This window comes from Mesorhizobium sp. M8A.F.Ca.ET.057.01.1.1 (genome assembly GCF_003952565.1).
In the GTDB taxonomy this organism is placed as follows: Bacteria; Pseudomonadota; Alphaproteobacteria; order Rhizobiales; family Rhizobiaceae; genus Mesorhizobium.
In genome coordinates this window covers 3,638,977-3,662,580 of the sequence record NZ_CP034454.1, presented here as the reverse complement: position 1 = coordinate 3,662,580, position 23,604 = coordinate 3,638,977, and the positions used below count along the sequence as shown (strand labels likewise).

The window sequence follows — 23,604 nt, the reverse complement described above, 5'->3', positions numbered from 1 at the left end:
ATGCAAGGGAAATGACGAAGATGGTGCAACGCAAAGCTACTGCAAAGCTCAGGGTCGCGACAGTCAAGGGCAGGGCTTCGGCCAATGACGCCGCGCCCAAGGACCGCCGGCGCGAGCGCGGCGAAGCCAGCGTGCAGCGCATTCTCGACGCCACCATCGAGCTGATCGCGGAGGAGGGACTGGCGAGCGTCACCATGCAGCGCATCGCCGAGCATGTCGGCTCGTCCAATGCGCTGGTGGTCTTTCACTTCGGCAGCAAGGAGAACCTGTTCCGGGCGGTCCTGCAGTATCTCAGCGATCAGTATGACGAGCTGTGGGTGACACTGGTGCGTGTGCCCGGGCAGTCGGCGGTGGAGAGCCTGTTGGGCGCGGTCGGCTGTGCGCAGCGCTTCGCCAGGGAGCATCCGAAATGGGTGTCGGTCTTTGTCGCCTTCTCCAGCGATCGCAAGAGCATGCAGATCTACAACGAGATCGGCCTGCCCAGCGATCTCGCCTACACCGCCGAAGCGCGCGAGCTGCTGGTCGAGATCGCGCGCGACGGGGATTACAGCGGCGTCGACATCCAGACGCTGTCGGAGAGCCTGAATTACCTCGTTCACGGAGCGTGGTACTGGGATCACCTCAACCCGTCCGGCCGCGGCACCGATGTGGTGCGCAAGACAATGCTGCTATTACTGCACCAGGCCTTTCCACGGCATTTCGACCTGATAGGGTAACTTGCCCGTCAAGGGCTCTGCCGCAGATGGCAGCCGGCCTGCCGTTTCCGCGCGAGGTATTCGTCGATCAACTGGCGGTAGCGCACCTTGCCGAAGCTCGGGAAATGGCCGCCATGCACGACCGAGACGTCGAGATCGTGCATGGCGAGCAGTGTCGCCATGTAGTCGGAAATATCCGAGTGGTAGACATCATCGATCAGCGGGCCGTCATAGATGATGTCGCCGGACAGCAGGATGCCGGTCTTCTTCTCGTACAGCGCAATGCCGCCGGGCGAATGGCCTGGCGTGTGGATGACCTCGAAAGCGCGGTCGCCGAGATCGATGATGTCGCCATGCGCGAGCAGTCGGCCGGCCGGCGCGGGCTGGATGCGGTAGCGTGCTGTTTCCCAGCCTTTTGGCTGGCGATCGAACATGTCGTCGGTCGCATAGGTACCTGCCGCGGTCCATTCGTTGCGCGGATCGGCCAGGATTGCCGCTTCAGCCGAATGCACGCAGCGATCGGGGAATTCATGGTGGCAGCCGATATGGTCGAAATGCGTGTGGCTGGCGACGCAGGTCAGTTTGCGCTCGCTCACCAGCGACACATGCGTGCGCAGGCTGAAATGGCCGAGACCACTGTCGAACAGGAGATCGCGGTCGCGGCCGCGCACATGCCACATATTGCAGCGGAAGAACGGCTTGATCCAGGGCTCGTGGATCAGCGTGATGCCGTCGGCCATGCGGATCGTCTCGTACCAGTCCGGTGCGTCGATGACCGCGAGCATGCCCATGTTCAACCCGTCAGCAGGATGATCTGGTCGGTATCGCACGAAATCGCCACCGTGTCGCCCGGCCTGACAGTGGCGGTAGCCGGCAGCTTGGCGATGAACCGCAAGGCGGGCTCTTCGACGGACGTCGCAAGCATGCGCTTGAAACTGCCCTGGAAGACGATGTCGCTCACGTCCGCCTTGCCGAGCTTCGTGCCAACCGAGGTCGTGCCCAGCACGAGGTGCTCAGGCCGTATGGCCAATGCGGCCGCCGACCCCATCGGCAACGCACGGGGCAGCAACACCGGTCCGACCGGCGTCGCGACGGTACTCGTCCTGTCTCCGGTCTCCACGACCGTGCCGGCGAGGATCGTGCTCTCGCCCATGAAGGTCGCGGAAAAGCGCGTCGCCGGCCTGGCATAGACGCGCTCGGGCGGCCCTTCGTCCTCGATGCGGCCGTCATTCATCACCACGCAATGGTCGGCCAGCGCCATCGCTTCTTCCTGGTCGTGGGTGACATGGATGAAGGCGGTGCCGACGCGCTTCTGGATCGCCTTCAATTCGTCCTGCATCTGGCGGCGCAGTTTGAGGTCGAGCGCGCCGAGCGGCTCGTCGAGCAGGAGCACTGCCGGCTCGATGACCAGCGCGCGTGCCAGCGCGACGCGCTGGCGCTGGCCGCCGGATAGCTGGTGCGGCTTCTTGTCGAAGGCGGCCGCCAGCCCCACCAGTGCCAGGGCTTCGCGTGCTTTTGCCGCCCGCGTCGCGCCGTCGACACCCTGCATGCGCAGGCCGAAGCCGACATTGCCGCCGACGCTCATATGCGGGAACAGCGCATAATCCTGAAACACCGTCGTTGTCGGGCGCTTGGCCGGCGGCACGAAGGTGCAGTCCTGGCCGCGGATGAGAACCTTGCCTTCGCTGGGGTTGACGAAGCCGCCGAGAATGGAGAGCAGCGTCGTCTTGCCGGAACCGGATGGTCCGAGCAGGATCGTATAGCTGCCGGACTCTATCGTCAGCGAGACGTTTTTCAGCACGGGATGCTGGCCGAAGCGGTGCGAGACGTCGCGGACATCGACCAGGGGCGCGTTCATGCCGGCTTTCTCCGCAGCAATGTCAGTTCGAAGAACACCACCAGCACGATCGAGACGGCAAAGACCAGCGACCCGACGGCGTTGGTCTTTGGGTTGAGGCCGGAGCGCAGCAGGTTCCAGATTTCCACAGGCAGCGTGGTGTCGAAGCGGGTGAGCAGGAAGGAGATGACGAACTCATCCCAGGAGAAGGTCATCGACAGGAAGAAGCCGGCGAAAATGGCCGGCGCCATCACCGGCACGCTGATCAGCAGCAGCACCTTCCATTCAGGTGCGCCAAGATCGCGTGCGGCGCGCTCGATGTTGATCTGGTGGTCGCCCATCTGGCTGTAGATTATGGCAAAGCACAGCGGCAGGTTGATCACGACATGGCCGATGCCGGCCGCAAGCAGCGACTTCGGCACGCCGGCCCAGTTGAACAGGACCAAAAGCCCCATGCCGATGATGAGGTAGCTCACCGTCAACGGCAGTGTGATCAGCCCGCGCAGCAGACCCGAGCCGGGCAGCACGAAACGCGCGAAACCCCAGGCCGAAAGGAAGCCGAGCGTGACGGCGGTGGCCGAGGAAAGCACCGCGACCAACAGCGAATTGACCAGTGCCGACGTCAGCCGCGCATCCGAAAGAACAGCCTCGTACCAGCGCAGCGACGGGCCGGTGAACGGCGGAATTGGGAAGGAGGTCGACTGCAGGGAGAACAGCACCAGCACGACGACCGGCAGGAAGATGAAGCCGTAGACGGCAAGCGCATAGAGCCAGGAAGCGATGCGGACAATTCTGTGCATGCTCAGGCCCGTTCGATCTTCAGCCAGCGGGCGCAGGCGAGGTAGGCAATGGTGACGACCGCCATCAGGATGATCGACAGCGCAGAGGCCAGCGGAAAGTCGCCGCGACGGCCGATCTGCATCATCACCAGCTGCGGCATCAGAAGCTCGTTGTTGCCGCCGAGTATTTGCGGTGTGATGTAGTCGCCGATGCACAGCACGAAGGTGAGGAATGCGCCCACCATGATGCCCGGCAAGGTCAGCGGCAGGATGACATGCAGGAAGGTGCGCACCGGCCCGGCGCCGAGATCGGCGGCCGCCTTGCGGTAGCTTGGGCTGAGCTGCTTCAAATTGGCGAAGATGGTCAGCGTCAAGAGCATGACGAAGAAATGCACGAAGCCGGTGACGGTAGCCAGGCGCGTATTGGCCAGTTGCAGTGGCTCGCTGATCAAGCCTGAGCCGGTCAGCGCGCGGTTGATAACGCCGTTCTGCGCCAGCACCAGCAGCCACGAATAGGAGCGCACGACATAGGAGGTCCAGAACGGCAGCACGGCCAGCATCAGCGCCAGCCGCTGCCAGCGCTCCGGAACCTGCTCGGCCAGGATCCAGGCGAAGGGATAGGCGAGCAACACGGAGACCACGGTGACGATGGCGGTGACCTGCAGCGAGTTCACCATCGCCTGCCAGTAGGAGGGATTGCTGAAGAACTGGCTGTAGTTGGCAACCGTGAAGCCGCCGTTCTCATGCGACATGAGGCTCGAAAATCCCATGGCCACGAACGGCAGCACGAAGAACAGCAGCGTCCAGCCAAGTGCCGGTGTGACCAGTGCCCAGTGCAGGGCACGACCCGCCCGGGGCGGGGCACGACCCGCCTGGGGCAGGGCACGTCCGCTGTTTCCCGCGGAGTTCATGAGCTGCGGTCGCTCACTTGGCCTGCAGCATTTCGGTCCACATATCCTGCATCTTCTTGTCGAGATCGGCATTCGGCGCCGGATAGGCTTGGGCGCGTGCGAGAAAGCCAGGTTGCTCGTCGAAGCGCAGGACCTTTTTCTGGTCGTCGGTCAGGGCGGCCTTGGTGTTGGAAGGCATGCCCCAGTAGCATGACGAGGTCGCAAGCCGCGCCTGTCCCTCGGGGCTCATGATGTACTGGATGAATTTCAGCGCCATGTCCTTGTTCTTGGAATCCTTGAACATGGCGAGCGACTGTGACCAGAGCACCGCACCTTCTTTCGGGATGGAGAAGTCCAGCGCCGGGTTCTCCTTCGCCAAGCCAGCCGTCACCCATTCGCCGCCGCCGACCAATATGTCGACCTCGCCTGTCGCCAGCGCCGTCTGGCTGGCGGTGACCTCGCCGACCAGCTTGGCGTTGGCCTTCATCTTCAGCAGTTCTTCTTTCAAGGCGGGCAGATCGGCTTCGCTGAGGTCGGCCGTCTTCTTGCCGATGGCGAGGGCGGCCATGCCGATCACGGGAAGATAGTAGTCGTAGATGGCGACCTTGCCCTTGTATTTGTCGCTGCTCAGCGACGCCAAGGACTGCATGTCGGCTGGGTCAACCTTGGTCTTGTTGAAGCCGATTGTGTTGTAGCCGAATTTTTCGGTGATGCCGTAGCGCTTGCCGCCGACGACGGTCGATCCGTATCTTCACCTGCGGGAAGAGGTCGGCGAAGGGCAGCTTGTCTTCCGGCAGCGGCTCGAACAGGCCCTTTTCGACGCCGCGCGGCACGTCGATGCTGTCGATGACCATCACGTCCCAATCGCCCGGCTGCGACTGCTCGACGATTGCGAGGCCGGCGCCGGTGCCTTCGAACTCCTTGACGTTGACCTTGACGCTGTTGGCGTCCTCGAAGGGTTGCAGCAGCGCCGGATCGGAATGATCGCACCAGATGAGCGCGTTGAGATCGGCGGCCTCGGCAAGGCTGCCCGCCGCGAGCAGCAATGCCGTGGCGGCGCACGCTGCATGCAGCTGGCGTTTCAGGACGGAAAGCGGATTCCCGGATTTGACGGACATCGAGTGTTCTCCCTTGCCTTTATGGCTTCTTGCAAAAAATTGAACCAATTCTAAAATTGAGTCAATTCGATTTTTGTGGCAAGAGGCTGATATGAGCGGATTGCGGGCACGGCAAAAGGCGGACCGTCACAGGCGCATCATCGAGGCCGCGGCGGCACTTTTCCGTGAGGCTGGCTATGAGGGCGCCAAGATCGAGGCGATCGCCGCGCAGGCCGAAGTGTCGATCGGCACCATCTACAATTACTACCAGAACAAGGGCGACATCCTCGGCGCCATCGTCTCGCTGGAGGTCAACGAGGTGCTCAATGCCGGGCGCGGCGTGGTCGCCCGGCCGCCGGCCAATGTCGGCGACGCGCTGGACACGCTGATCGGCATCTATATCGAACACTCGCTGCACTATCTCAGCAAGGAGATGTGGCGGCAGGCAATGGCGATCTCGACGCAATTGCCCGACAGCCCGTTCGGCCAGGCTTACACCGGCCTCGATCGCTCGCTCACCGAACAGATCCGCGCGCTGATCGCCCGGCTGCAGGAGATTGGCCTGGTGCGGCAGGACATCGACGGCGCGGCGCTGGGCGAACTGATCTTCAACAACATGAATATGATGTTCATCGAATTCGTGAAACGCGAAGAGGCGAGGATACCGGAACTGAGGGCGGCGATACGCAGGCAGAACAGGATATTGGTGGCGGCGATCGGGGTGTGAGGGAGTCAGGAGCAGGCAGGAGAAGTCGTCGCTTCGGCGTTACATGTCGTCTTACGCAAAGCTCGGCCCTTGAGTTGAGGTTGAAATCTGATACAACCTAAGGGAGCATAAAATGGGAGGGGTAAATGGGGTCGTTTTCCATCTGGCATTGGGTGATCGTGCTGCTGTTGATCGGCGTGCCTGTTTTCTTTGCTGTTCGATCAGCCGCGAAGCCGCCACAGAATCCTGAGGCTCTTGTGGGATTCGGCGGCTGGCTGATGCTGCTGGCTATCGGTCAGACATTGTCACCGCTGCGCACACTTGCCGACTTCGCCAGTTCGGCCGACGGCTACCAGCAACTCATGATCCTCCCGAATGGCTCCCTGGCTGTGTATGGCGAGGTTGCTCTTAATCTGGCGTTCCTGGCGCTTCAGCTGGTTGTGCTGGTGACAATGCTGCGGCGAAGCCGCCGGTTCCCTCAATTGTTTCTGCTTCAGTGGCTTGCGATCCCCGTCGTTTTTATCCTGGACACGATCTGGATTGCGTCAATTCTGGGGGTCCCGGTGAACCAGGTGCTCGCAGGCGATGCACTGGCGGCGCCCGCAGCTTCGTTTGTGGGAACTGGCCTCTGGGTTGCTTATCTCTATAAGTCTGTGAGGGTGAGGAATACGTTCACCAGGACGAATATGTCGGCCCAAATCGCGAGGGCCTCGTAAGAGGGCTCGCAATCGCGCTCGCAAGTCTTTGGCTCTCGGGGTGATCGTCGGTCGGAACTGGTGCCCCCGGACGGAATCGAACCGCCGACCTTCGGTTTACAAAACCGCTGCTCTACCAGCTGAGCTACAAGGGCACGGCGCTCCGGTTAGCATATTTGTTGCGCCAGTAAAGACAAAACTCCGTTTTGGACCTCAGCCGTGGTGGATGATGCTCCGAGCCTGCGTGCTGAAATCCGCGAAGGCGCTTCCTACATAAAGGGATAAGTGCAATGCGCTGAACGGAGTGTCGCATGATAAGGCTTGTCATCATTCTCCCTATCGTCGTCGTGGCATGGATGCTGCTGGTGAAGCTCATCAGCGATGTGAAGAAGGCCAATGTCGACTGGACCGGCGTCACCACGATCATCGGCTTCATCGCGCTCGCCTTCTGGCTGCGTCATATCACCGGCATGGGGTGAATGGCTGAGTGTCAGCTATCGGTGGTGGTCATTGCGCGACCGCTTTCCGCCGACCGTGTTTCAAAAATCTCCTGATCCTGTCGAACCTTTCGCTGCTCCACGCCGACTGATCCTCAGAGGCGAATGGTCGCCTCGATCAGAGATCCAGGAGATCGTTATGTTCAAGCGCAGTTTCGTTTCCGGCTTTGTCGCCATCGTCGTTGCAGCAGGCGCGCTCGCCGGCACCGTCCAGTCTTCGTCGGCTCATGGCATGCATCACCATCATGATTACGACGACTACCTCTACTACCAGGATTACCCGGATTACCCGGATTACCCGGACTACTGGTGGGTCTATGGCCATCATCATCACCATCACCGTCATCATCGCCACCACATCATCATCTACTGAGCGCTGCCTGGCGGCGTGATTGAAGAAACCAGTGCGGGAAAGGGCGGCTTCGGCCGCCCTTTTTGCATGGATACGGCGCTTCTTGTCGCCGCCACGGACGATGCCGCGATTGGCCCAAGGTGCTGAAGCGCACAAATCCGGATGATCAGCGCTGGCGAGGGCCGCCGCGCGTTTTCAGGCAGCGGATTCCTGCTTCTTCGAAAAAAATCAAAACCCCGTCGAACCTTTTTCAATGCCGGTCAACGAAGCAAGGAGATCATCATGTTCAAGCGCACACTCGTTTCCGGCCTCATCGCCACCACCGTTGCCGCCACCGCTTTGGTCGGCACCGTCCAGCCCTCGGCGGCTCACTCGCATCACCACGACCTCGGCATCGGCATCGCCGCCGGCGTCGGCGGTTTCGTCCTCGGCAGCCTGCTTGCCCAGCAGCAGCCGCGCACTGTCTATGTCGACGAAGATGGCGGTTCATGGCACGTCCGCCGCTGCTTCCAGCGTTATGCGAGCTACGATCCTGATTCCGACACCTATATCGGCCATGATGGCTACAGCCACTATTGCCGGCTCTGAGGGGAGGCAGACCAACAGCAGAAAAGTGACCAACGACAGGTAAGAGGGGTTGCGAGGCAGCCCCTCTTGGTCGTTTGAACAGCGTCTTTCTAGAGGTGCGTCTTCGCGTCGGTGTCGAGGGTCGGCAAACCGGCCGCGCGGCAGGAGCCGCCGATTTGAAGCCGGGCAGCCTCCGTCTCGTCGCCCATCGCCACCAGTTCAAAGCGGCTTGCGGCTTCCGGATAGACCTTGGCGATGAATGGCTTGTCGCCACCATGGACGCCCGACGGGGCCTTGGCGCTGACAGTGCCGCAGACCACGATTTCTTGGCGGCCGTCCAGCGTTCGCTCGCCGGCGAGTATCGTCCCGAACTTCGCGGAGGCCGGATCCGGCAGGTGTTGGCGGACACCGGATGTGATGATCTCCTCCAGCGCGAGCGAGATCGGAATGGGATTGACGCGTTGGTCGCCGGCATCGGGTCGAGGTGCCGCCGCCACGCACCCGTAAAGTGAAGTCACAAGCAAAAGCTGAACCGGTTTCCTCATTCGCGCCCTTTCGCATGCATTCAAGCGCCACGGCAAGACGGTCAAATCCCATGCGGCCGGCGGTATACAGCGATTTTCGGAGCGTCTAGTCTATCCCGGTGCCAACTGAGGGGAGGGTGGCTTGGACGAGCAGGACCCGAAAGAAGACCTGATCGAGACGGTTTTCCGCAATGGCACGGTCACCACTGTCGGCATCCTGCTGGCATTTTCGTTGGGCTTCATCACCCATTGGGCCGCCAACCCGATCCCGTGGCAGACCTACCACCTTGTCGCCGTTCTGCCGATCCTGGTCGGCATCGCCTTGCAGATGCGGGCACTGTCGCTGCTGCTCGACACAAGGTCCCTGCAGCGGCGGGTCTATGAGCGTGCCAACCGCATCTTCATGGCCGGCCTCGTCTTCACAGCCTGCGGTGTCGGCATGGCGATCCTGCTCGATTTCTTCGATATTGCGACCAAGAGCGCGCTGCCCGGGGCGGGTTGATCAGCCGGCTTGCACGCCTCCGATCATCCGCGTGACTTCGGTTGCCGCATTGCGCACCAACGGTCCGATCTCGGCGAGCCGCTCCGGCGTCACCCGCACCGTCGGCCCCGACACCGAAACCCCGCCTATCGGTTCGCCATATTCGTTGAAGATGGCGGCGGCGACGCAACGCATGCCGGGGTGGCGCTCCTCGTCGTCGACCGACCAACCGCGATGCTTGATAACAGCCAGATCGTGGGCGAGGGCGGAGATGTCGGACAGGGTCTTGTCCGTATAACGCTGCAGCCGGCCTTGCGCAGGATGGTTCCGACGCGCTCCGGTTCGAGATGCGCCAGCACCGCCTTGCCGATGCCGGAAGCATGGAAGGGGCTGCGCGTGCCCGGCCGGAAGAAGGCGCGGATCGCCTGGTGTGTTTCGACCTGGCTGACGAAGACCACGCAGTCATCTTCGGCGACGCCGAGATTTGCGGTCTCGCCGGTATTCTCCATCAATTCCTGCATGACGATGCGGGCGCGGTCGACCAGCTTGCGGCGGCGCAGGAACGCCGCGCCCATGCGGTAGGTCTCGACACCGATCGACCAGAGCTGGTCTGACGTATCGAATTCGACCATGCCGTGGTTTTCGAGTGTCGTCAGCATGCGGTAGGCGGTGGAGGCGGCGAGCCCGCTTTGCGCCGATATCTCACTCAGCGACAGGCCGCTGCCTTCCGCGACAATGGCCAGGATGCGCAAGGCCCGGTCGAGCGATTGCACCGAGGCAGCTTCGGCTGGACCGTTGAAGGAACGCGGGCGTCCGCGCTGACGTTTTTCGCTGGTTTCCATGGCCGGCATTCTCGGCCGTTTCTCCAAAGATGCAATGAAAAAGTTTTTCATGAAATTCTTGGTGCAAATGGTGGAAAAGGGAAAAGGAAACAAATTCAGTTAGTAAAAGCCGTTTTTTAGAAATGAAAAAATATTCTGGAAAAATTGAAAAATTACCCGCCCAGTGACATCCTTAGCCATCCAACAATCATCTCGTGGAGGCTGGAAATGGCCAGGATGCGCGCTGTCGATGCCGCTGTTCTCGTTCTCGAAAAGGAAGGCATTTCCTGCGCCTTCGGCGTGCCGGGCGCGGCGATCAATCCGCTGTACTCGGCGATGAAGGCGAGGGGCACCATCCGCCATGTCCTTGCCCGCCATGTCGAGGGCGCCTCGCATATGGCCGAAGGCTATACCCGGGCCAAGGCGGGCAATATCGGTCTTTGTATCGGCACTTCGGGGCCGGCGGGCACCGACATGATCACCGGGCTCTATTCGGCCGCGGCCGATTCCATTCCGATCCTGTGTATCACCGGACAGGCGCCGCGCGTGCGCCTCAACAAGGAGGACTTCCAGGCTGTCGACATCGCCGCCATCGCTGCGCCCGTCGCCAAATGGGCGGTGACGGTGATGGAGCCTTATCTCGTGCCGATGGCGCTGCAGAAGGCGTTCCACTTGATGCGCTCGTCGCGGCCAGGTCCGGTGCTGATAGACCTGCCAGTCGACGTCCAACTGGCCGAGATCGAGTTCGACATCGATGCCTATGAGCCGCTGGCGCCGTTCAAGCCGGCGATGACCCGCGCCCAGGCTGAAAAGGCGCTGGCGATGCTCAACGGGGCCGAGAAGCCGCTGATCGTCGCCGGCGGCGGCATCATCAATGCCGACGCGTCCGACCTGTTGATCGAATTTGCCGAGATTACGGGCGTTCCGGTCATTCCGACGCTGATGGGTTGGGGCGCGATCCCCGACGACCACCGGCTGATGGCCGGCATGTGCGGCCTGCAGACCTCGCACCGTTACGGCAATGCGACGATGCTGGAAGCCGACTTCGTCTTCGGCATCGGCAACCGCTGGGCCAACCGCCACACCGGTTCGGTCGATGTCTACACGAAGGGGAAAAAGTTCATTCATGTCGACATCGAGCCGACGCAGATCGGCCGTGTCTTCGCGCCGGATCTCGGCGTTGTTTCGGATGCGGGTGCGGCGCTGAAGATGCTGCTCGACGTCGCCACCGAGTGGAAGACGGCGGGCAAGCTGCGCGACTGGTCGGGCTGGGCCAAGGAATGCCATGAGCGCAAGAAGACCATGAAACGCAAGACCCATTTCGACCAGGTGCCGCTGAAGCCGCAGCGTGTCTACGAGGAGATGAACAAGGCGTTTGGCCGCGACGTCACCTATGTCACCACCATCGGCCTGTCACAAATTGCCGGCGCGCAGTTCCTGCATGTCTACAAGCCGCGCAACTGGATCAATTGCGGCCAGGCCGGCCCGCTCGGCTGGACCCTGCCGGCCGCACTCGGGGTGCGCGCCGCCGATCCCGACCGCACCATCGTGGCGCTGTCGGGCGACTATGATTTCCAGTTCATGATCGAGGAACTGGCGGTCGGCGCGCAGCATAAGCTGCCCTACATCCATGTCGTCGTGAACAATGCCTATCTTGGCCTGATCCGCCAGGCGCAGCGCGGCTTCTCGATGGACTATGAGGTCAGCCTGGCCTTCGAGAACATCAACCGAGCTGACGATCCGGAGGCCGGTTATGGCGTCGACCATGTCGCCGTCGCCGAGGCGATGGGCTGCAAGGCGGTCAGGGTGCGCAAGCCGGAGGAATTCGCCGGCGCCTTCAAGCAAGCGGAGCGGTTGATGAAGGAACACCAGGTTCCGGTCGTGCTCGAATTCATCCTCGAGCGCGTCACCAACATCTCGATGGGCACCGAGATCGACAAGATCACCGAATTCGAGGACCTTGCCGAGAACCAGGAAGATGCGCCGACCGCGATCGTGATGCTCGACTGATTTTGTTTGAGCATCGGATTGCCCCAAACTGGTTTCCACTTTTGGGTCCGATGCTCCAGGGAGAAAAAGAATGCCGCGTTTTTCAGCCAATCTGTCGATGCTCTTTGGCGAGCACGATTTTCTCGACCGCTTCGATGCCGCCGCCCGCGCCGGTTTCAAGGGTGTCGAATATATCGGCCCTTACGACCATGCGCCCGAGGTGGTCGCCGCGCGCCTGAAGAAGAACGGCCTGACGCAAGTGCTGTTTAACCTACCTGCGGGCGACTGGGGCAAGGGCGAGCGCGGCATCGCCGTGTTGCCGGACCGCGTGCCGGAGTTCCGCCAGGGTGTGGCCAAGGCGATCACCTACGCGCAGGCGCTCGGCTGTGAGCAGATCAACTGCCTTGCCGGCATCGCGCCGCAGGGCGCCGACCGCACGGTGCTGGAGAACGTCTTTGCCGAGAACCTTGCCTTCGCCGCGGAGAAGCTCGAACAGGCCGGCATCAAGCTGCTGATCGAACCGATCAACACGCGCGATATCGAGGGCTTCTTCCTGAACTATTCCGATCAGGCTCTGGCGCTGATCGACCGCATCGGCTCCAAGAACCTGTACCTGCAATACGACATCTATCACATGCAGATCATGGAGGGGGATCTCGCCCGTACCATCGAAGCGAACCTTCCCCGCATCGCGCATATCCAGCTTGCGGACAATCCCGGCCGTCACGAGCCGGGGACGGGCGAGATCAATTTTCCTTTCCTCTACGATCACATCGACCGGATTGGATACGCGGGTTGGATTGGGGCGGAGTACAAGCCGAAGGCGGGAACCGAGGCCGGGTTGGGCTGGTTCCGGGGGCTGGCCGGCCAAGGAAGCGCGGCGGCTTAGCCAAGGCCCCCTCATCCGGCCGCTGCGCGGCCACCTTCTCCCCGAGGGGAGAAGAGATCGTCAACGTTAGCGCCTACCTCTTCTCCCCACCGGGGAGAAGGTGGCCCGAAGGGCCGGATGAGGGGGCGCCTCAAAATTGGAGCAAACCAATGGAAACCATAGGTTTCATCGGCCTCGGCATCATGGGCGCGCCGATGGCGGGGCATCTTCTCGATGCCGGCTATACCGTCATCGCCAGTGACCATCGCTCGAACCCACCAGCCGATCTCGTCGCCAAGGGCATGAAGTCGGTTACCGGCCATGCCGCCGTGGCGAGAGCCGCCGACATCATCATCACCATGGTTCCCGACACACCGCAGGTGGCCGACGTTCTGTTCGGCGACAATGGCGCCGCCTCAGGCCTGTCGAAGGGCAAGCTCGTCATCGACATGAGCTCGATCTCGCCGATCGAGACCAAGGAATTCGCAAAGAAGATCAACGAGCTCGGTTGCGACTATCTCGACGCGCCAGTCTCCGGTGGCGAAGTCGGCGCCAAGGCCGCATCCCTCACCATCATGGTCGGCGGCGACGAAAAGACCTTCGAGCGCGCGAAACCCGTGTTCGAGAAAATGGGCAAGAACATCACTTTGGTCGGGCCGAATGGCGTCGGCCAGACGACCAAGGTCGCCAACCAGATCGTCGTCGCGCTGACCATTGAAGCCGTCGCCGAAGCGCTTGTTTTTGCATCGAAAGCCGGCGCCGACCCGGCCAAGGTCAGGCAAGCGCTGATGGGCGGGCTGGCAGCGTCGCGCATTCTCGAAGTGCATGGCGAGCGCATGATCAAGCGCACCTTCGCCCCGGGCTTCCGCATCGAACTGCACCAGAAGGACCTCAATCTGGCGCTGGAGGGCGCGAAGGCGCTCGGTGTATCGCTGCCCAACACCTCGACCACGCAGCAGCTGTTCAACTCCTGCTCCGCCAATGGCGGCGCGAAGGAAGATCACTCGGCGCTGGTCCGGGCACTGGAGCGGATGGCCAATTTCGAAGTCGGCAAGGAGAGAAAAGAAATCAAAGGCAAAGCGGCATAGGGCGGGAGAGGGCGGCGTAACGTTCCCAAGCCGTCAACTTTTGTCTTAAGCCAGGAACGGGTTCCGGCAAGCGTCGCCGGGACCCGTTTTGATTCCGGCGGCAGGCTTGCCGCTTCCAGTCAGCCGCGCTTCAGAAATGCCCGCGCCGCATAAAGGCTCACCGCCGCGGCGTTCGACACGTTGAGCGAGCGGATGGCGCCGGGCATGTCGAGCCGCGCCAACGTCGTAACGGTCTCGCGCGTCTTCTGGCGCAGGCCCTTGCCTTCTGCGCCGAGCACCAAGGCTATCCTGTCGCCGGCAAAACTGGTTTCGAGTTCCGCCGGCCCGTTCGAATCGAGCCCGATGGTCTGGAAGCCGGCCTCGTGCAATTGGCCGAGCGCGTCGGCGAGGTTCTTCACCTCGATCTGGTCGATATGTTCCAGCGCGCCGGAAGCGGATTTCGCCAGCACGCCCGATTCCTGCGGGCTATGGCGCGCCGTGGTGATCAGCGCGCCGGCGCCGAAGGCGACCGCCGACCGCAAGATGGCGCCGACATTGTGCGGATCGGTGACCTGATCGAGTACCAGCACCAGCCTGGTGTCGCCAAGCGCGTCGAGGCGCTTGGGCTTCAGCGGCTCGGCCTCGATCAGCACGCCCTGATGCACGGCGTCCGACCCGGTCACCTTGTCGATGTCCCTGGGTTCGACCAGTTCCGCCTTGAAGGGCAGGGCGGCAAGATCACCAATATCGAGCCGTTCGACCGCATTGCGCGTCACCAGCATTTTTTGATCCGACGGCGCGGATTGTCCAGCGCGGCGCGCACCGTGTGCAGGCCATAGAGGCGCACCAGGCCATCCCCGGCGTTTTCGCCTGGTGGCACGGGTTGGCGCGGCCTGAATGCCGGTGCGCCGCCGCTTTTCTCGTCGCGAAAGGCGCGGCGCAGCTTGGCGTAGTGGGTATCTTTCGGGGTGTTGGAATTGTTGCTCATGGCCGGCTTCTATAGCCGTCTCCTCCCGCCAAGGATATGCCCTGTCGCCGCAGCCGGCGAACAACATCGAAAAACCCTTCCTGCGCGGTTGACACCCACTGGCCTTGCCGCCATAAGGCGCTTCGCTGATTTCGGAGAAGACAACTCGGGTCCGGATCGGCGTGAATGGCTCCGGCGGCAGACTGGAGAGGTGCCCGAGTGGTTAAAGGGGACGGACTGTAAATCCGTTAGCTTAGCTTACGTTGGTTCGAATCCAACCCTCTCCACCACTGCCGGCCCGGAAGCCCTGAAACGCGAAAAACTTCGGATCGAAAAGGTGCATCGCGCTTTTCGGGTGAATTCGGGACGTCAGCGCAAGAGCTGAAATAGCTCGTAGCCGCAGCCTCGATGCGCCCGTCTACAGCGCTTTCAGGAATTTGAAACCCGGGTGCCGATCACGTTGTCGTCTGGATGATCAATGTCAGCGTGCCATCACCATCGATGTTGGCGGCCACGACCTGTGAAGAGTTGAGCCCGTTCGCCCTCAGCGCCGTTGTTGCCTGAGGCGATGCATCGATGGAGTTCTGAAGCCGCAGCAGATCTTCTGCACTGGTCTGGGTAATCACGGCTTCCGCCTGCGCTTTGATTTCCGCAGGCAGATCCTCGACGGCGACAATGGCAACACCGGTGAAGTTCTGGTCGGCAGCCCCTTGTTCGGGCAGCGGTATCTGATCCGGCTGGGGCTCCAAGGGTGTCGTCTGAGGAACGGGTGTCAGCTGAGGAACCTGCGGGTTGATGGCTTGCCCATGGAGGGGCTGCGTGACGACCGCTCCGGCAAGCACGGTAACTACCATTAACATCCGCATCGTCGTTCTCTGCATTTTTTGAAGTCGAAGACAAACCCTTGTACCGGGCGATGGTTCCGTACCCGCGGCAGCCGCTGTGCAATTTCAGTCGTCTGCTTGCCGCCGCAGCGGCTGGTTTGGAATCGTGCCTCCCTACGAAATCGACGATTGGCTCCTGGGTGAAAATGCGCGATCATTGGAAAATGGGACGCCAATTGGACGACAAACTCGATTGCAAGGCTTGCGGGACGATCCTGATGGACATTCCCGACGATGCCAAGGAGTCGACGCCAATTTATTGCAGCAATTGCGGCGCCTTCCTCGGCGAATGGGGTGAATTGCAGGACGATTTCCACCGCCAGGCTCGCGGCACCGAAGCATTCGACCTGCGCGACGGGAACATTATCAAGAAGTAGGATGCGATAAACGCAACCTCCGGACTGCCGCCGGGGTGCCAGGTCGCTATGGCGGTCCTCTATCGGCAGAGGCTCGCAGAGGTTCATAGAATGCGCGCGTTTCAGTGACCGCTGCCAGCGCATTAATGATCCTGTCAGTCGCGTTCGGCGGCACCGAATTCTTCCGGTTTCGCGCCTTGTCGAAGCACCGCCGCGCGATAATTTCCTTAAAGGCGTGGGCGCTTCTCCCTTCACGACAGGAGTTGACCATGAAACATCAGACACTCGACCAACTGCAGGCCGTCGCCAGGATTGAATCCTCGGCGCCCCATTCGGAAATGACCCGAGATGAGCGCATCGCGCGATGGGCCGAACTTCTCGATCGCAATCCCGAGCGATGCCTTGGCGCGTTCAGAGGGACCGAACATCTGCATCCAGAGGTACGCGCCATGGCACGCGGCGAAGGGTCGGCGATTGCCGTTGCCTTCGAAGACCCGGTGCTGCGCGCGTCGGGTCTGAGGGATGACACTTATGGCGAGGCCAAGCGCTTCTTCGAACTGAATGACTGGCAACTGCACGACATCGTTTGCGATTGTCACGTAGGCGCTACCATGAAAGCGCGGTGGGCAGCCGCTCGGGTCCGCGCGACAATTGGCGGCAACAGGTTTCTTGCCTGGTTGAGGCAACGGATCATGTTCTGACGGGCGCCGGGCGGTTTAGGTGAGAGTCGTCATCTGTTCGCAACCGCGCGTGCGACCCCACCTGATCCGTCTTGTCGATCAGTCCCTCTGCTCGTGGCAAAGCCGAACGGCTGCACGACTACTCCCCTGCGTCCCGCCGCCTACGGCGGCGGCAAACGGGCACTGTGCGTCCTACAGACGGTCGGGGCTGGGCGCTGTCGGGCACTTTCCAACACGTGAGGCCTCACCAAAGGTTTCGCGGCTGTTGACGCGCTTTCCCGAAGTTTCGGCAGCCGATAATCGCTGCTCAGCGGTCCATTCGGCTTCATCGCACAAGCTGGAACCTGATGCATCGCCGCGCATTTCGTCTCCATTGGTGGATCGAAACGATAGCCAGGGAGAATTCGGATGCAAACTTCAGGACACGATTTTCGCCAACTGACCATAGAACCGTTTGCCGGAACGGTGACGGTTCGATTTTCCGATGCCGTGGTCGCGGCCACGGAGCACGCGAAGGTTCTCAGGGAAGAGGGACAAGAGCCGACATTCTTTGTCCCTTTCGAGGATATCTATTTCGACCTTTTCGAAAAGACCGACACCACAAGCAGCTCACCGCTCAAGGGAACCGCGAGCTATTGGCGGGTCCATGCTGTCGGTAGCTCGGCCGACGACTTCATGTGGACATACGAGACGCCCGATACGGCAGCGCGGGCCATTGCAGGTCATGGCGCTTTCGATCCGCGAAAGGCGCGCATCGATGTCGACCCGATGGAGGACAAACGACACACCCCCATGTCATGGAATAGGATTATCTTCCATGTCGATGCCGGGCTTGGCATATGGTCCGTTGGGGCACCGATGCATGCATGTCTGTGTGGATATGCAAAGGCTGTTTGCCGAGCCGTCGCAATGGGCGACCCCCTGGATCACCCGTGTCCTTCCTCAAATCGAAAGGCTGGTCGAAAGACGAGCGTCACGGACAGTCTTCACGCGTTTCCTGCCAGCGCAAAAGCCGGGGCAGGGCGTTGGTACATGGAAACGCTATTACGAGCGCTGGGCCTCGATGGCCATCGAGAATATTGGATCCGAAATGGTCGACCTGTTACCGTCGTTGGCCGCCTATTGCCCGCCAGCGGCAGTCATCGACAAGCACATCTACTCGCCCTGGTTCGAAGGTCACCTCAGGGCCTTTCTGAACGAACGCGACATCGACACGCTGGTCATCACTGGCGGCGAAACCGACGTGTGCGTTCTGGCTACGGTACTCGGAGCGATCGATTTCGGCTATCGCGTGGTTCTCGTTACGGACGCGCTGTGCAGTTCTTCCGACGCAACGCATGACGCGCTGTTGACCGTTTATCACCAACGGTTCGCACAGCAGGTGGAGACGGTCGAGATGGAGACGGTTCTCTCGAACTGGGTCTGACTTGCCGGTCATCTGCCAAGCATTCTACGCCTGCAACTTGCCTCAGCCATCGAGCCTGGCCTGCAATGTCGATTGGGTCGCGAGAGCTTCTTGACCTTCGCAACCTTGTCGAATAGCTAGGGCGTGCGTGCGCGGGTATGGTGAAATGGTATCACATGAGCCTTCCAAGCTCTTGGTGCGGGTTCGATTCCCGCTACCCGCTCCAAGTTTCAGCTACACATCGGCAAGCCGAAACACTGCGCGGCAGGCGCGCAGCGCTTCAGGCATTGGTGTGCGCCGCGCTAGCTGTTGAACGCGGACGCGACCTGGTGCTGCTGCGGCACCTGGCCGTTCGGCGTCAGCTTGTCGACGATTCCGGGCAAGGCAGCCGATAGTTGCTTGAGCAGCTCCTGTTCGTCGAGCCCCGTCCGTTGGGCGATCTCGCGGATGACTTGCGGTCCGATCGCGTTGCCCAGCTCATTGGGGTTGATCGATTGGTTCTGCCCGGTGCCGACCCATGAGTCGGCGACATTGCCATGGCCGGCGTTCTTGAGCTTGTCGAGCAGGCCGCCCAGTCCGCCGAGCAGGCCGCCATCACTGGCGGTGGTTCCTGTGGGGTCGGTCGGTGCGGGCGCCTGAGGTTCGGCCGGCTGTTCGGCGCTTCTGCCGCTCAGCATCTTTCCGACCAGCAGCGCGCCGAGCGCGATCATCAGCGGTTTGGTGATGTTGCCGCCGGGAACGGCGTTGTCAAAAAGTCCCATAGTGGATCCTCCATCTGGCCAAGCCCTGCCCATCGTGAACAATGGCGCAATCGAGCGGAATTTCAAGCTGGCTTGTGGTTTTGACATTCATATGAAAATGTCGGGTTGGCGGGGGATGGAGAGGAAAAAATGGGTATCATCAGCTGGATCATTCTCGGCGTCATCGCCGGCTTCATCGGCAGCAAGATCGTCAACAAGACCGGTCAGGGCATGATCATGGATATCGTGCTCGGCATCGTCGGTGCCATTGTCGGCGGCCTGATCTTCAGTGCCTTCGGTGCTTCGGGTGTCACCGGCCTCAACATCTACAGCTTGATCGTCGCGGTCGTGGGTGCCGTCGTGGTGTTGTGGGCCTATCATCAGTTCTCGGGCAAGCGGACCATCTAGGCGTGATCGGCAGACTACCAGCTCTGCCGAATCCTGAATTGCGATAATCCGCCGTCGGTGCTGCCTGCGCTCACGGCATTGGAAGCCATATGCCGTGCCGCCGCGGATCAGGCGACCACGGCCAGCCGACGCTTGCGCTGGTCCAGCGACACGATGGTCAGCCCGCTGCAGACGACCAGCAGGATGCCGCAGACCGCCAGTGCATTGGGGAATTGCCCGAACACCAGCAGGCCCGAAATGACGGCCCAGACCGTGAAGCAGTAGTAGAACGGCGCTACCGCTCCGGTCGGCCCGACGCGATAGGCCATGAAGATGAAGAAGTGGCCGAAGATCAGGAAGAAACCGGCTCCCGCCATCAGCAGCAGATGGCGCGCCTCCGGCGCCACCCAGCGCTCGGAAACCAGATGCGCGGCGCCGGCGCCGATCAGGACGACGACGACCGCCGAGATCGCCACGATCATTCCGGGCACTTCGGCGGTGATCTTGCGGCCGGCCAGATCGCGGGCGGCGGCGAATGTCGCGTTGCCGAGCGCCAGCAAGGCGTAGACCGAAATGCCTTGCATGGTCGGCTGCGCCACCATCAGCGCGCCGATGAAGCCGAGCCCGATCAGCGCCATGCGTTGCCCGCCGATACGCTCGCCAAACAGAATCGAGGATCCGACCAGCATCAGGAGCGGCGTGATCTGCCCCAGCGCGGTGGAATCGGCAATCTGCATGTTGGCGAGCGCGACGACGTAACAGAGGATCGCCGCCAGTTCGAGCAGGTTCCTTCCCAGCACCCGCTTGTCGAAGATCAGAGGGACCTGCTTGCCGTAGCCGAGCGCAAACAACAGCGGAAAGCCCCACAGCGTTGCCGCGGCACCACGCAGGAAGAGCACTTCGTAGGACGGCAAACCGGCAGTGGCGAGCTTCATCATCGTGTCGTTGACCAGATACGACCCGGTCGAGACGATCATGAACAGCGGGCCGCGAATGGCAGTCGGGATGAAATGCATCGGCGCAGGAAATCAGACGCGGATCGTCGCCGCAATGGGCCATGGACCGCCGACAAATCCGACAGTGACGGATGTAGAAGGCGCGGGAAACCCCGCATTGCTCCGTCGGCCTTCGCCCATTCCATTTTCGATGTCGCGTCCCTATATCGATGCCATATCCCCGCAATCGGATCATGGGTTCTGGCCGAGTGAGATGGCGCCTGGGCAAAAGACGCTTGTGTTTTTTGGCCTTTCTCGCTAATCGCCCCGCATTCGACTGAACTGAAGGTCCAGGCCGTCCAAGGAAAGAGACTATGGCAAAAGGTAAATTCGAGCGCACTAAGCCTCATGTGAACATCGGCACGATTGGTCACGTCGATCACGGCAAGACGTCGCTGACGGCTGCGATCACCAAGTATTTTGGCGAATACAAGCGCTATGACCAGATCGACGCGGCGCCGGAAGAGAAGGCGCGTGGCATCACCATCTCGACGGCTCACGTCGAATACGAGACCGAGAACCGCCACTACGCGCATGTCGACTGCCCCGGCCACGCCGACTATGTGAAGAACATGATCACCGGCGCCGCGCAGATGGACGGCGCGATCCTGGTCGTGTCGGCCGCCGACGGCCCGATGCCGCAGACCCGCGAGCACATCCTGCTTGCCCGTCAGGTCGGCGTGCCGTCGATCGTGGTGTTCCTCAACAAGGTCGACCAGGTCGACGATGCCGAGCTGCTCGAACTGGTCGAGCTCGAGGTTCGCGAGTTGCTGTCGAAGAACGAATTCCCCGGCGACGACATTCCGATCGTCAAGGGTTCGGCGCTTGCCGCACTTGAGGATTCGAACAAGACCATCGGCGAGGACGCGATCCGCGAGCTGATGGCTCAGGTCGACGCCTACATCCCGACGCCGGTTCGTCCGCTCGACAAGCCGTTCCTGATGCCGATCGAAGACGTGTTCTCGATCTCGGGCCGTGGCACGGTCGTGACCGGCCGCGTCGAGCGCGGCGTGGTCAAGGTCGGCGAGGAGCTGGAAATCATCGGCATCCGTCCGACGACCAAGACGACCTGCACGGGCGTGGAAATGTTCCGCAAGCTGCTCGATCAGGGCCAGGCTGGCGACAACATCGGCGCGCTGCTGCGCGGCGTTGATCGTGAAGGTGTCGAGCGCGGCCAGGTTCTGGCCAAGCCGGGCACGGTGAAGCCGCACAAGAAGTTCGTGGCCGAAGCCTACATCCTGACCAAGGACGAAGGTGGCCGTCACACGCCGTTCTTCACCAACTACCGTCCGCAGTTCTACTTCCGCACGACCGACGTGACCGGCATCGTGTCGCTGCCGGAAGGCACCGAGATGGTGATGCCCGGCGACAACATCACGGTCGATGTCGAGCTGATCGTGCCGATCGCCATGGAAGAGAAGCTGCGCTTCGCCATCCGTGAAGGCGGCCGCACCGTCGGTGCCGGCATCGTCGTCACCATCAAGGAATAATCGAGACCGGCTGCTGCCGGGTTCGACAAGGAAAGGGCGGCCCGCGGGCCGCCCTTTTTCGTTTCGGGCGCTCCTCGGTGCAAGTATTTCGCGGATTGTTTCAAAGCTGTTGCAAGCGCCATGGCTGCAACTAGTATAGGTTGCACCAAGGGAGCTTTGCCAACAGTGGTTCCAAGGCGCCGTTTCGATGGGAAGGCATGGCGGTTGTGGGCACTGGTTTGCCTCGCCGTCGCCATGGCTCTGCCTGATGTGACAGCGCAAGCGGAAGATGGGCCTCCCGAAATCCCGTCCATGCGCTTCGTCGTTGTGCGCAGCAACGCTCCGGGATGCGAACCCAACTGTCCTGAATGGATATCGGCGGACGGCACCATCGCGGCGGACACGCCGTCGCTCCTCAAGCGCACGCTCAAGGCGCTCAAGGGAAGGCAATTGCCGGTGGTCGTCAATTCGCCCGGCGGTAATGTCGATGCGGCGCTGGCCCTGGGCCGGATGATCCGCAAGAACAAGCTCGATATCGCCGTCGGCGTGACGGTTTTTTCCGGTTGCCAGCCGGCAATGGACAACTGCAAGGACAACAAGGGCAAGGGTGCCGACTATTTCGGGATGGCCTATGACGACGGAGCCATGTGCAATTCGGCCTGTCCGCTGATGTTTTCCGGCGGTGTCCGCCGCGTGGTTGGAGATTACGGCTATCTCGGCGTCCACCAGATCACCACCACGTTCCACCGGGAGAGGCTGCTCTATCGGACCACGTACCAGATCGTGAACGGCAAGAAGAAGATCATCAGCACCAAGGTGGTCAGCCGTAAAAACGCAGGCAGCTACAAAACCTACGAGATGAGCGGGACCGTCGAGAAGACGCTTTCGGTTTACCTGAGGGAAATGGGTATAGGCGACGGCGTACTGGAAATCATGAAGGCCACGCCGGCCAGCGAGATTCGTCAGATTCCGCTCGACGCCATGTTGACGATGAAGCTGGTCACCAGCCGGGACACGGTAGATCTGTTGACCACGGCAAGCCTGTGCAGGCTGGACCAGCCGGCCACGAACTGCCGGGAGATAGATGGACCTGCAAACAAGACGACGCCATCGGCCGCGAACAAATCCATCACTGCCGGCCCCGGTCAACCGGATACCGAGAGGGCCGGCGGAGACATGCGCTTCATCGTGGTTCGCGGCAGCAATCCGCTGTGCAATCCCGACTGTCCGGAATGGATATCGGCGGAAGGTCCGATAACGAGCCAGACGCCGCAGAAGCTGCGGCAGTTGCTGGCCACGCTTGGCCATCGGCGGCTGCCTGTCGTCATCAGCTCACGCGGAGGCGACCTGCCCAGCGCTCTCGCAATGGGACGACTTATCCATGAAAGAAAGCTCGACATCGCCGTTGCCCGGACCGAATTCGTCGACTGCGACCCCGGCGCGTGGAATTGCCTGGCCACGGAAGGAGCCTATGCGGGATTGACCATCGACGCCGGGGTGGAGTGTGATTCTGCCTGTGCGCTCATGGTCGCCGGCGGTGCCAGACGGCTTGTCGGGCCCCGGGCGCGGCTCAGCCTGTATCCGATGGGACAGAAGCTGGTGGTCAAGGCATATCTCAACGAGATGGCGATCGGTCCCGCTCTGTTCGCTACGATCGAGCGACGCTCGTCCGAGGGGCAACTCGACCCCGACACGATGCTGAAGGCCGGACTGACAACGGGACCGCAGTCGGTCGACGCGCTGACCGGCTCCACGGTTTGCAAGGCCGTTGCCAAGCCCGACAATTGCCAAGGCCTGCCAGCCGCCAATGCACAGGCTGATGCGCCTGCCAAGCTGTAGAGCGCGGCGACGACGGC

Annotated in this window: 24 protein-coding genes, 3 tRNA genes and 4 pseudogenes; 19 read left to right on the top strand and 12 right to left on the bottom strand. The window is 61.6% G+C overall.

What is annotated here, in order from left to right; translation table 11 throughout:
* Positions 1-20 precede the first annotated feature (20 nt).
* Positions 21-716, top strand: a complete 696-nt coding sequence (locus tag EJ077_RS17325) for a TetR/AcrR family transcriptional regulator (RefSeq protein WP_208695380.1) — start codon at positions 21-23, stop codon at positions 714-716.
* Between the two features lie 8 nt (positions 717-724).
* On the opposite strand, the gene EJ077_RS17320 is transcribed toward EJ077_RS17325, so the two are convergent.
* The 5 genes and pseudogenes from EJ077_RS17320 to EJ077_RS32815 form a co-directional block, all read right to left on the bottom strand.
* Entirely contained in the window at positions 725-1,486 is a 762-nt protein-coding gene (locus EJ077_RS17320) for an MBL fold metallo-hydrolase (protein WP_208695379.1), read from the bottom strand.
* 2 nt (positions 1,487-1,488) lie between these two features.
* Positions 1,489-2,553: an ABC transporter ATP-binding protein gene (locus EJ077_RS17315; protein ID WP_208695378.1), complete on the bottom strand. Its 1,065-nt coding sequence runs from the start codon at positions 2,551-2,553 to the stop codon at positions 1,489-1,491.
* On the bottom strand, positions 2,550-3,332 hold the full coding sequence (locus EJ077_RS17310) for an ABC transporter permease (RefSeq protein WP_208695377.1): 783 nt from the start codon (positions 3,330-3,332) through the stop codon (positions 2,550-2,552). Before EJ077_RS17310 ends, EJ077_RS17315 begins: the two co-directional genes overlap by 4 nt.
* Positions 3,333-3,334: 2 nt before the next feature.
* A complete protein-coding gene (locus EJ077_RS17305) occupies positions 3,335-4,222 on the bottom strand; it encodes an ABC transporter permease (protein WP_208695376.1) in 888 nt (295 codons plus the stop codon).
* A gap of 13 nt (positions 4,223-4,235) precedes the next feature.
* A pseudogene (locus EJ077_RS32815) lies at positions 4,236-5,319 on the bottom strand (spermidine/putrescine ABC transporter substrate-binding protein).
* 91 nt (positions 5,320-5,410) lie between these two features.
* On the opposite strand from EJ077_RS32815, the gene EJ077_RS17295 reads away from it, so the two are divergent.
* Positions 5,411-6,025, top strand: coding sequence for a TetR/AcrR family transcriptional regulator (locus EJ077_RS17295; protein ID WP_127869391.1), 615 nt, complete (start codon positions 5,411-5,413; stop codon positions 6,023-6,025).
* 125 nt (positions 6,026-6,150) lie between these two features.
* Positions 6,151-6,720, top strand: coding sequence for a DUF2569 family protein (locus EJ077_RS17290; RefSeq protein WP_208695375.1), 570 nt, complete (start codon positions 6,151-6,153; stop codon positions 6,718-6,720).
* Between the two features lie 58 nt (positions 6,721-6,778).
* On the opposite strand, the gene EJ077_RS17285 is transcribed toward EJ077_RS17290, so the two are convergent.
* Positions 6,779-6,854, bottom strand: a tRNA-Thr gene (locus EJ077_RS17285).
* Between the two features lie 156 nt (positions 6,855-7,010).
* Between EJ077_RS17285 and EJ077_RS17280 the strand changes: the two genes are divergently transcribed.
* The 3 genes from EJ077_RS17280 to EJ077_RS17270 all read left to right on the top strand — a co-directional run bounded on the left by EJ077_RS17280 (position 7,011) and on the right by EJ077_RS17270 (position 8,136).
* A complete protein-coding gene (locus EJ077_RS17280; RefSeq protein WP_127279640.1) occupies positions 7,011-7,178 on the top strand; it encodes a hypothetical protein in 168 nt (55 codons plus the stop codon).
* A gap of 157 nt (positions 7,179-7,335) precedes the next feature.
* Positions 7,336-7,569, top strand: a complete 234-nt coding sequence (locus EJ077_RS17275; RefSeq protein ID WP_208695374.1) for a hypothetical protein — start codon at positions 7,336-7,338, stop codon at positions 7,567-7,569.
* 261 nt (positions 7,570-7,830) lie between these two features.
* Positions 7,831-8,136, top strand: a complete 306-nt coding sequence (locus EJ077_RS17270) for a BA14K family protein (RefSeq protein WP_208695373.1) — start codon at positions 7,831-7,833, stop codon at positions 8,134-8,136.
* An 89-nt stretch (positions 8,137-8,225) separates the two neighbouring features.
* On the opposite strand, the gene EJ077_RS17265 is transcribed toward EJ077_RS17270, so the two are convergent.
* Positions 8,226-8,660 (bottom strand): hypothetical protein, encoded by a 435-nt coding sequence (locus tag EJ077_RS17265; RefSeq protein WP_208695372.1) that lies wholly within the window; start codon positions 8,658-8,660, stop codon positions 8,226-8,228.
* A gap of 121 nt (positions 8,661-8,781) precedes the next feature.
* Between EJ077_RS17265 and EJ077_RS17260 the strand changes: the two genes are divergently transcribed.
* The gene (locus tag EJ077_RS17260; protein WP_208695371.1) at positions 8,782-9,141 is read left to right on the top strand and encodes a hypothetical protein; all 360 of its coding nucleotides are present in this window, start codon (positions 8,782-8,784) and stop codon (positions 9,139-9,141) included.
* On the opposite strand, the pseudogene bhcR reads toward EJ077_RS17260, so the two are convergent.
* Positions 9,142-9,962 (bottom strand): annotated as a pseudogene (gene bhcR, locus EJ077_RS17255) (HTH-type transcriptional regulator BhcR).
* 207 nt (positions 9,963-10,169) lie between these two features.
* Between bhcR and gcl the strand changes: the two are divergent.
* From gcl to EJ077_RS17240, 3 genes are all read left to right on the top strand, one after another.
* Positions 10,170-11,951, top strand: coding sequence for a glyoxylate carboligase (gene gcl / locus EJ077_RS17250; RefSeq protein WP_208695370.1), 1,782 nt, complete (start codon positions 10,170-10,172; stop codon positions 11,949-11,951).
* A 70-nt stretch (positions 11,952-12,021) separates the two neighbouring features.
* Positions 12,022-12,819 (top strand): 2-oxo-tetronate isomerase, encoded by a 798-nt coding sequence (otnI, locus tag EJ077_RS17245; protein WP_208695369.1) that lies wholly within the window; start codon positions 12,022-12,024, stop codon positions 12,817-12,819.
* 149 nt (positions 12,820-12,968) lie between these two features.
* A complete protein-coding gene (locus EJ077_RS17240) occupies positions 12,969-13,886 on the top strand; it encodes a 2-hydroxy-3-oxopropionate reductase (protein WP_208695368.1) in 918 nt (305 codons plus the stop codon).
* Positions 13,887-14,005: 119 nt separating this feature from the next.
* Here EJ077_RS17240 and EJ077_RS17235 read toward each other — a convergent pair.
* Positions 14,006-14,853 (bottom strand): annotated as a pseudogene (locus tag EJ077_RS17235) (TrmH family RNA methyltransferase).
* 184 nt (positions 14,854-15,037) lie between these two features.
* Between EJ077_RS17235 and EJ077_RS17230 the strand changes: the two are divergent.
* Positions 15,038-15,122: transfer RNA gene (locus EJ077_RS17230), tRNA-Tyr, on the top strand.
* Between the two features lie 165 nt (positions 15,123-15,287).
* Here the strand turns inward: EJ077_RS17230 and EJ077_RS17225 are convergent.
* Positions 15,288-15,713 carry a hypothetical protein gene (locus EJ077_RS17225; protein ID WP_245458442.1) on the bottom strand — a complete coding sequence of 142 codons (426 nt, stop codon included), beginning with the start codon at positions 15,711-15,713 and terminating at the stop codon, positions 15,288-15,290.
* A gap of 23 nt (positions 15,714-15,736) precedes the next feature.
* Between EJ077_RS17225 and EJ077_RS17220 the strand changes: the two genes are divergently transcribed.
* The 5 genes and pseudogenes from EJ077_RS17220 to EJ077_RS17200 all read left to right on the top strand — a co-directional run bounded on the left by EJ077_RS17220 (position 15,737) and on the right by EJ077_RS17200 (position 18,383).
* Positions 15,737-16,093: a hypothetical protein gene (locus tag EJ077_RS17220; RefSeq protein WP_208703191.1), complete on the top strand. Its 357-nt coding sequence runs from the start codon at positions 15,737-15,739 to the stop codon at positions 16,091-16,093.
* 248 nt (positions 16,094-16,341) lie between these two features.
* The gene (locus tag EJ077_RS17215) at positions 16,342-16,773 is read left to right on the top strand and encodes a hypothetical protein (RefSeq protein ID WP_208703029.1); all 432 of its coding nucleotides are present in this window, start codon (positions 16,342-16,344) and stop codon (positions 16,771-16,773) included.
* Positions 16,774-17,160: 387 nt separating this feature from the next.
* Positions 17,161-17,544, top strand: a pseudogene (locus EJ077_RS17210) (DUF427 domain-containing protein); the annotation flags it as partial.
* A gap of 25 nt (positions 17,545-17,569) precedes the next feature.
* The gene (locus EJ077_RS17205; protein WP_208695367.1) at positions 17,570-18,178 is read left to right on the top strand and encodes a cysteine hydrolase family protein; all 609 of its coding nucleotides are present in this window, start codon (positions 17,570-17,572) and stop codon (positions 18,176-18,178) included.
* A 131-nt stretch (positions 18,179-18,309) separates the two neighbouring features.
* Positions 18,310-18,383 (top strand) — tRNA-Gly (locus EJ077_RS17200).
* A gap of 76 nt (positions 18,384-18,459) precedes the next feature.
* On the opposite strand, the gene EJ077_RS17195 is transcribed toward EJ077_RS17200, so the two are convergent.
* Positions 18,460-18,918, bottom strand: a complete 459-nt coding sequence (locus EJ077_RS17195) for a YidB family protein (protein WP_208695366.1) — start codon at positions 18,916-18,918, stop codon at positions 18,460-18,462.
* A gap of 129 nt (positions 18,919-19,047) precedes the next feature.
* Here EJ077_RS17195 and EJ077_RS17190 point away from each other — a divergent pair, with 129 nt between their 5' ends.
* Positions 19,048-19,305 carry a GlsB/YeaQ/YmgE family stress response membrane protein gene (locus EJ077_RS17190; protein WP_127279958.1) on the top strand — a complete coding sequence of 86 codons (258 nt, stop codon included), beginning with the start codon at positions 19,048-19,050 and terminating at the stop codon, positions 19,303-19,305.
* A gap of 107 nt (positions 19,306-19,412) precedes the next feature.
* On the opposite strand, the gene EJ077_RS17185 is transcribed toward EJ077_RS17190, so the two are convergent.
* Positions 19,413-20,300 carry a DMT family transporter gene (locus tag EJ077_RS17185; RefSeq protein ID WP_208695365.1) on the bottom strand — a complete coding sequence of 296 codons (888 nt, stop codon included), beginning with the start codon at positions 20,298-20,300 and terminating at the stop codon, positions 19,413-19,415.
* A 293-nt stretch (positions 20,301-20,593) separates the two neighbouring features.
* Between EJ077_RS17185 and tuf the strand changes: the two genes are divergently transcribed.
* Both tuf and EJ077_RS17175 read left to right on the top strand, forming a co-directional pair.
* Positions 20,594-21,769 carry an elongation factor Tu gene (gene tuf, locus EJ077_RS17180; protein ID WP_127869375.1) on the top strand — a complete coding sequence of 392 codons (1,176 nt, stop codon included), beginning with the start codon at positions 20,594-20,596 and terminating at the stop codon, positions 21,767-21,769.
* Between the two features lie 165 nt (positions 21,770-21,934).
* On the top strand, positions 21,935-23,587 hold the full coding sequence (locus tag EJ077_RS17175; RefSeq protein WP_208695364.1) for a hypothetical protein: 1,653 nt from the start codon (positions 21,935-21,937) through the stop codon (positions 23,585-23,587).
* The last annotated feature ends 17 nt before the right edge of the window (positions 23,588-23,604 follow it).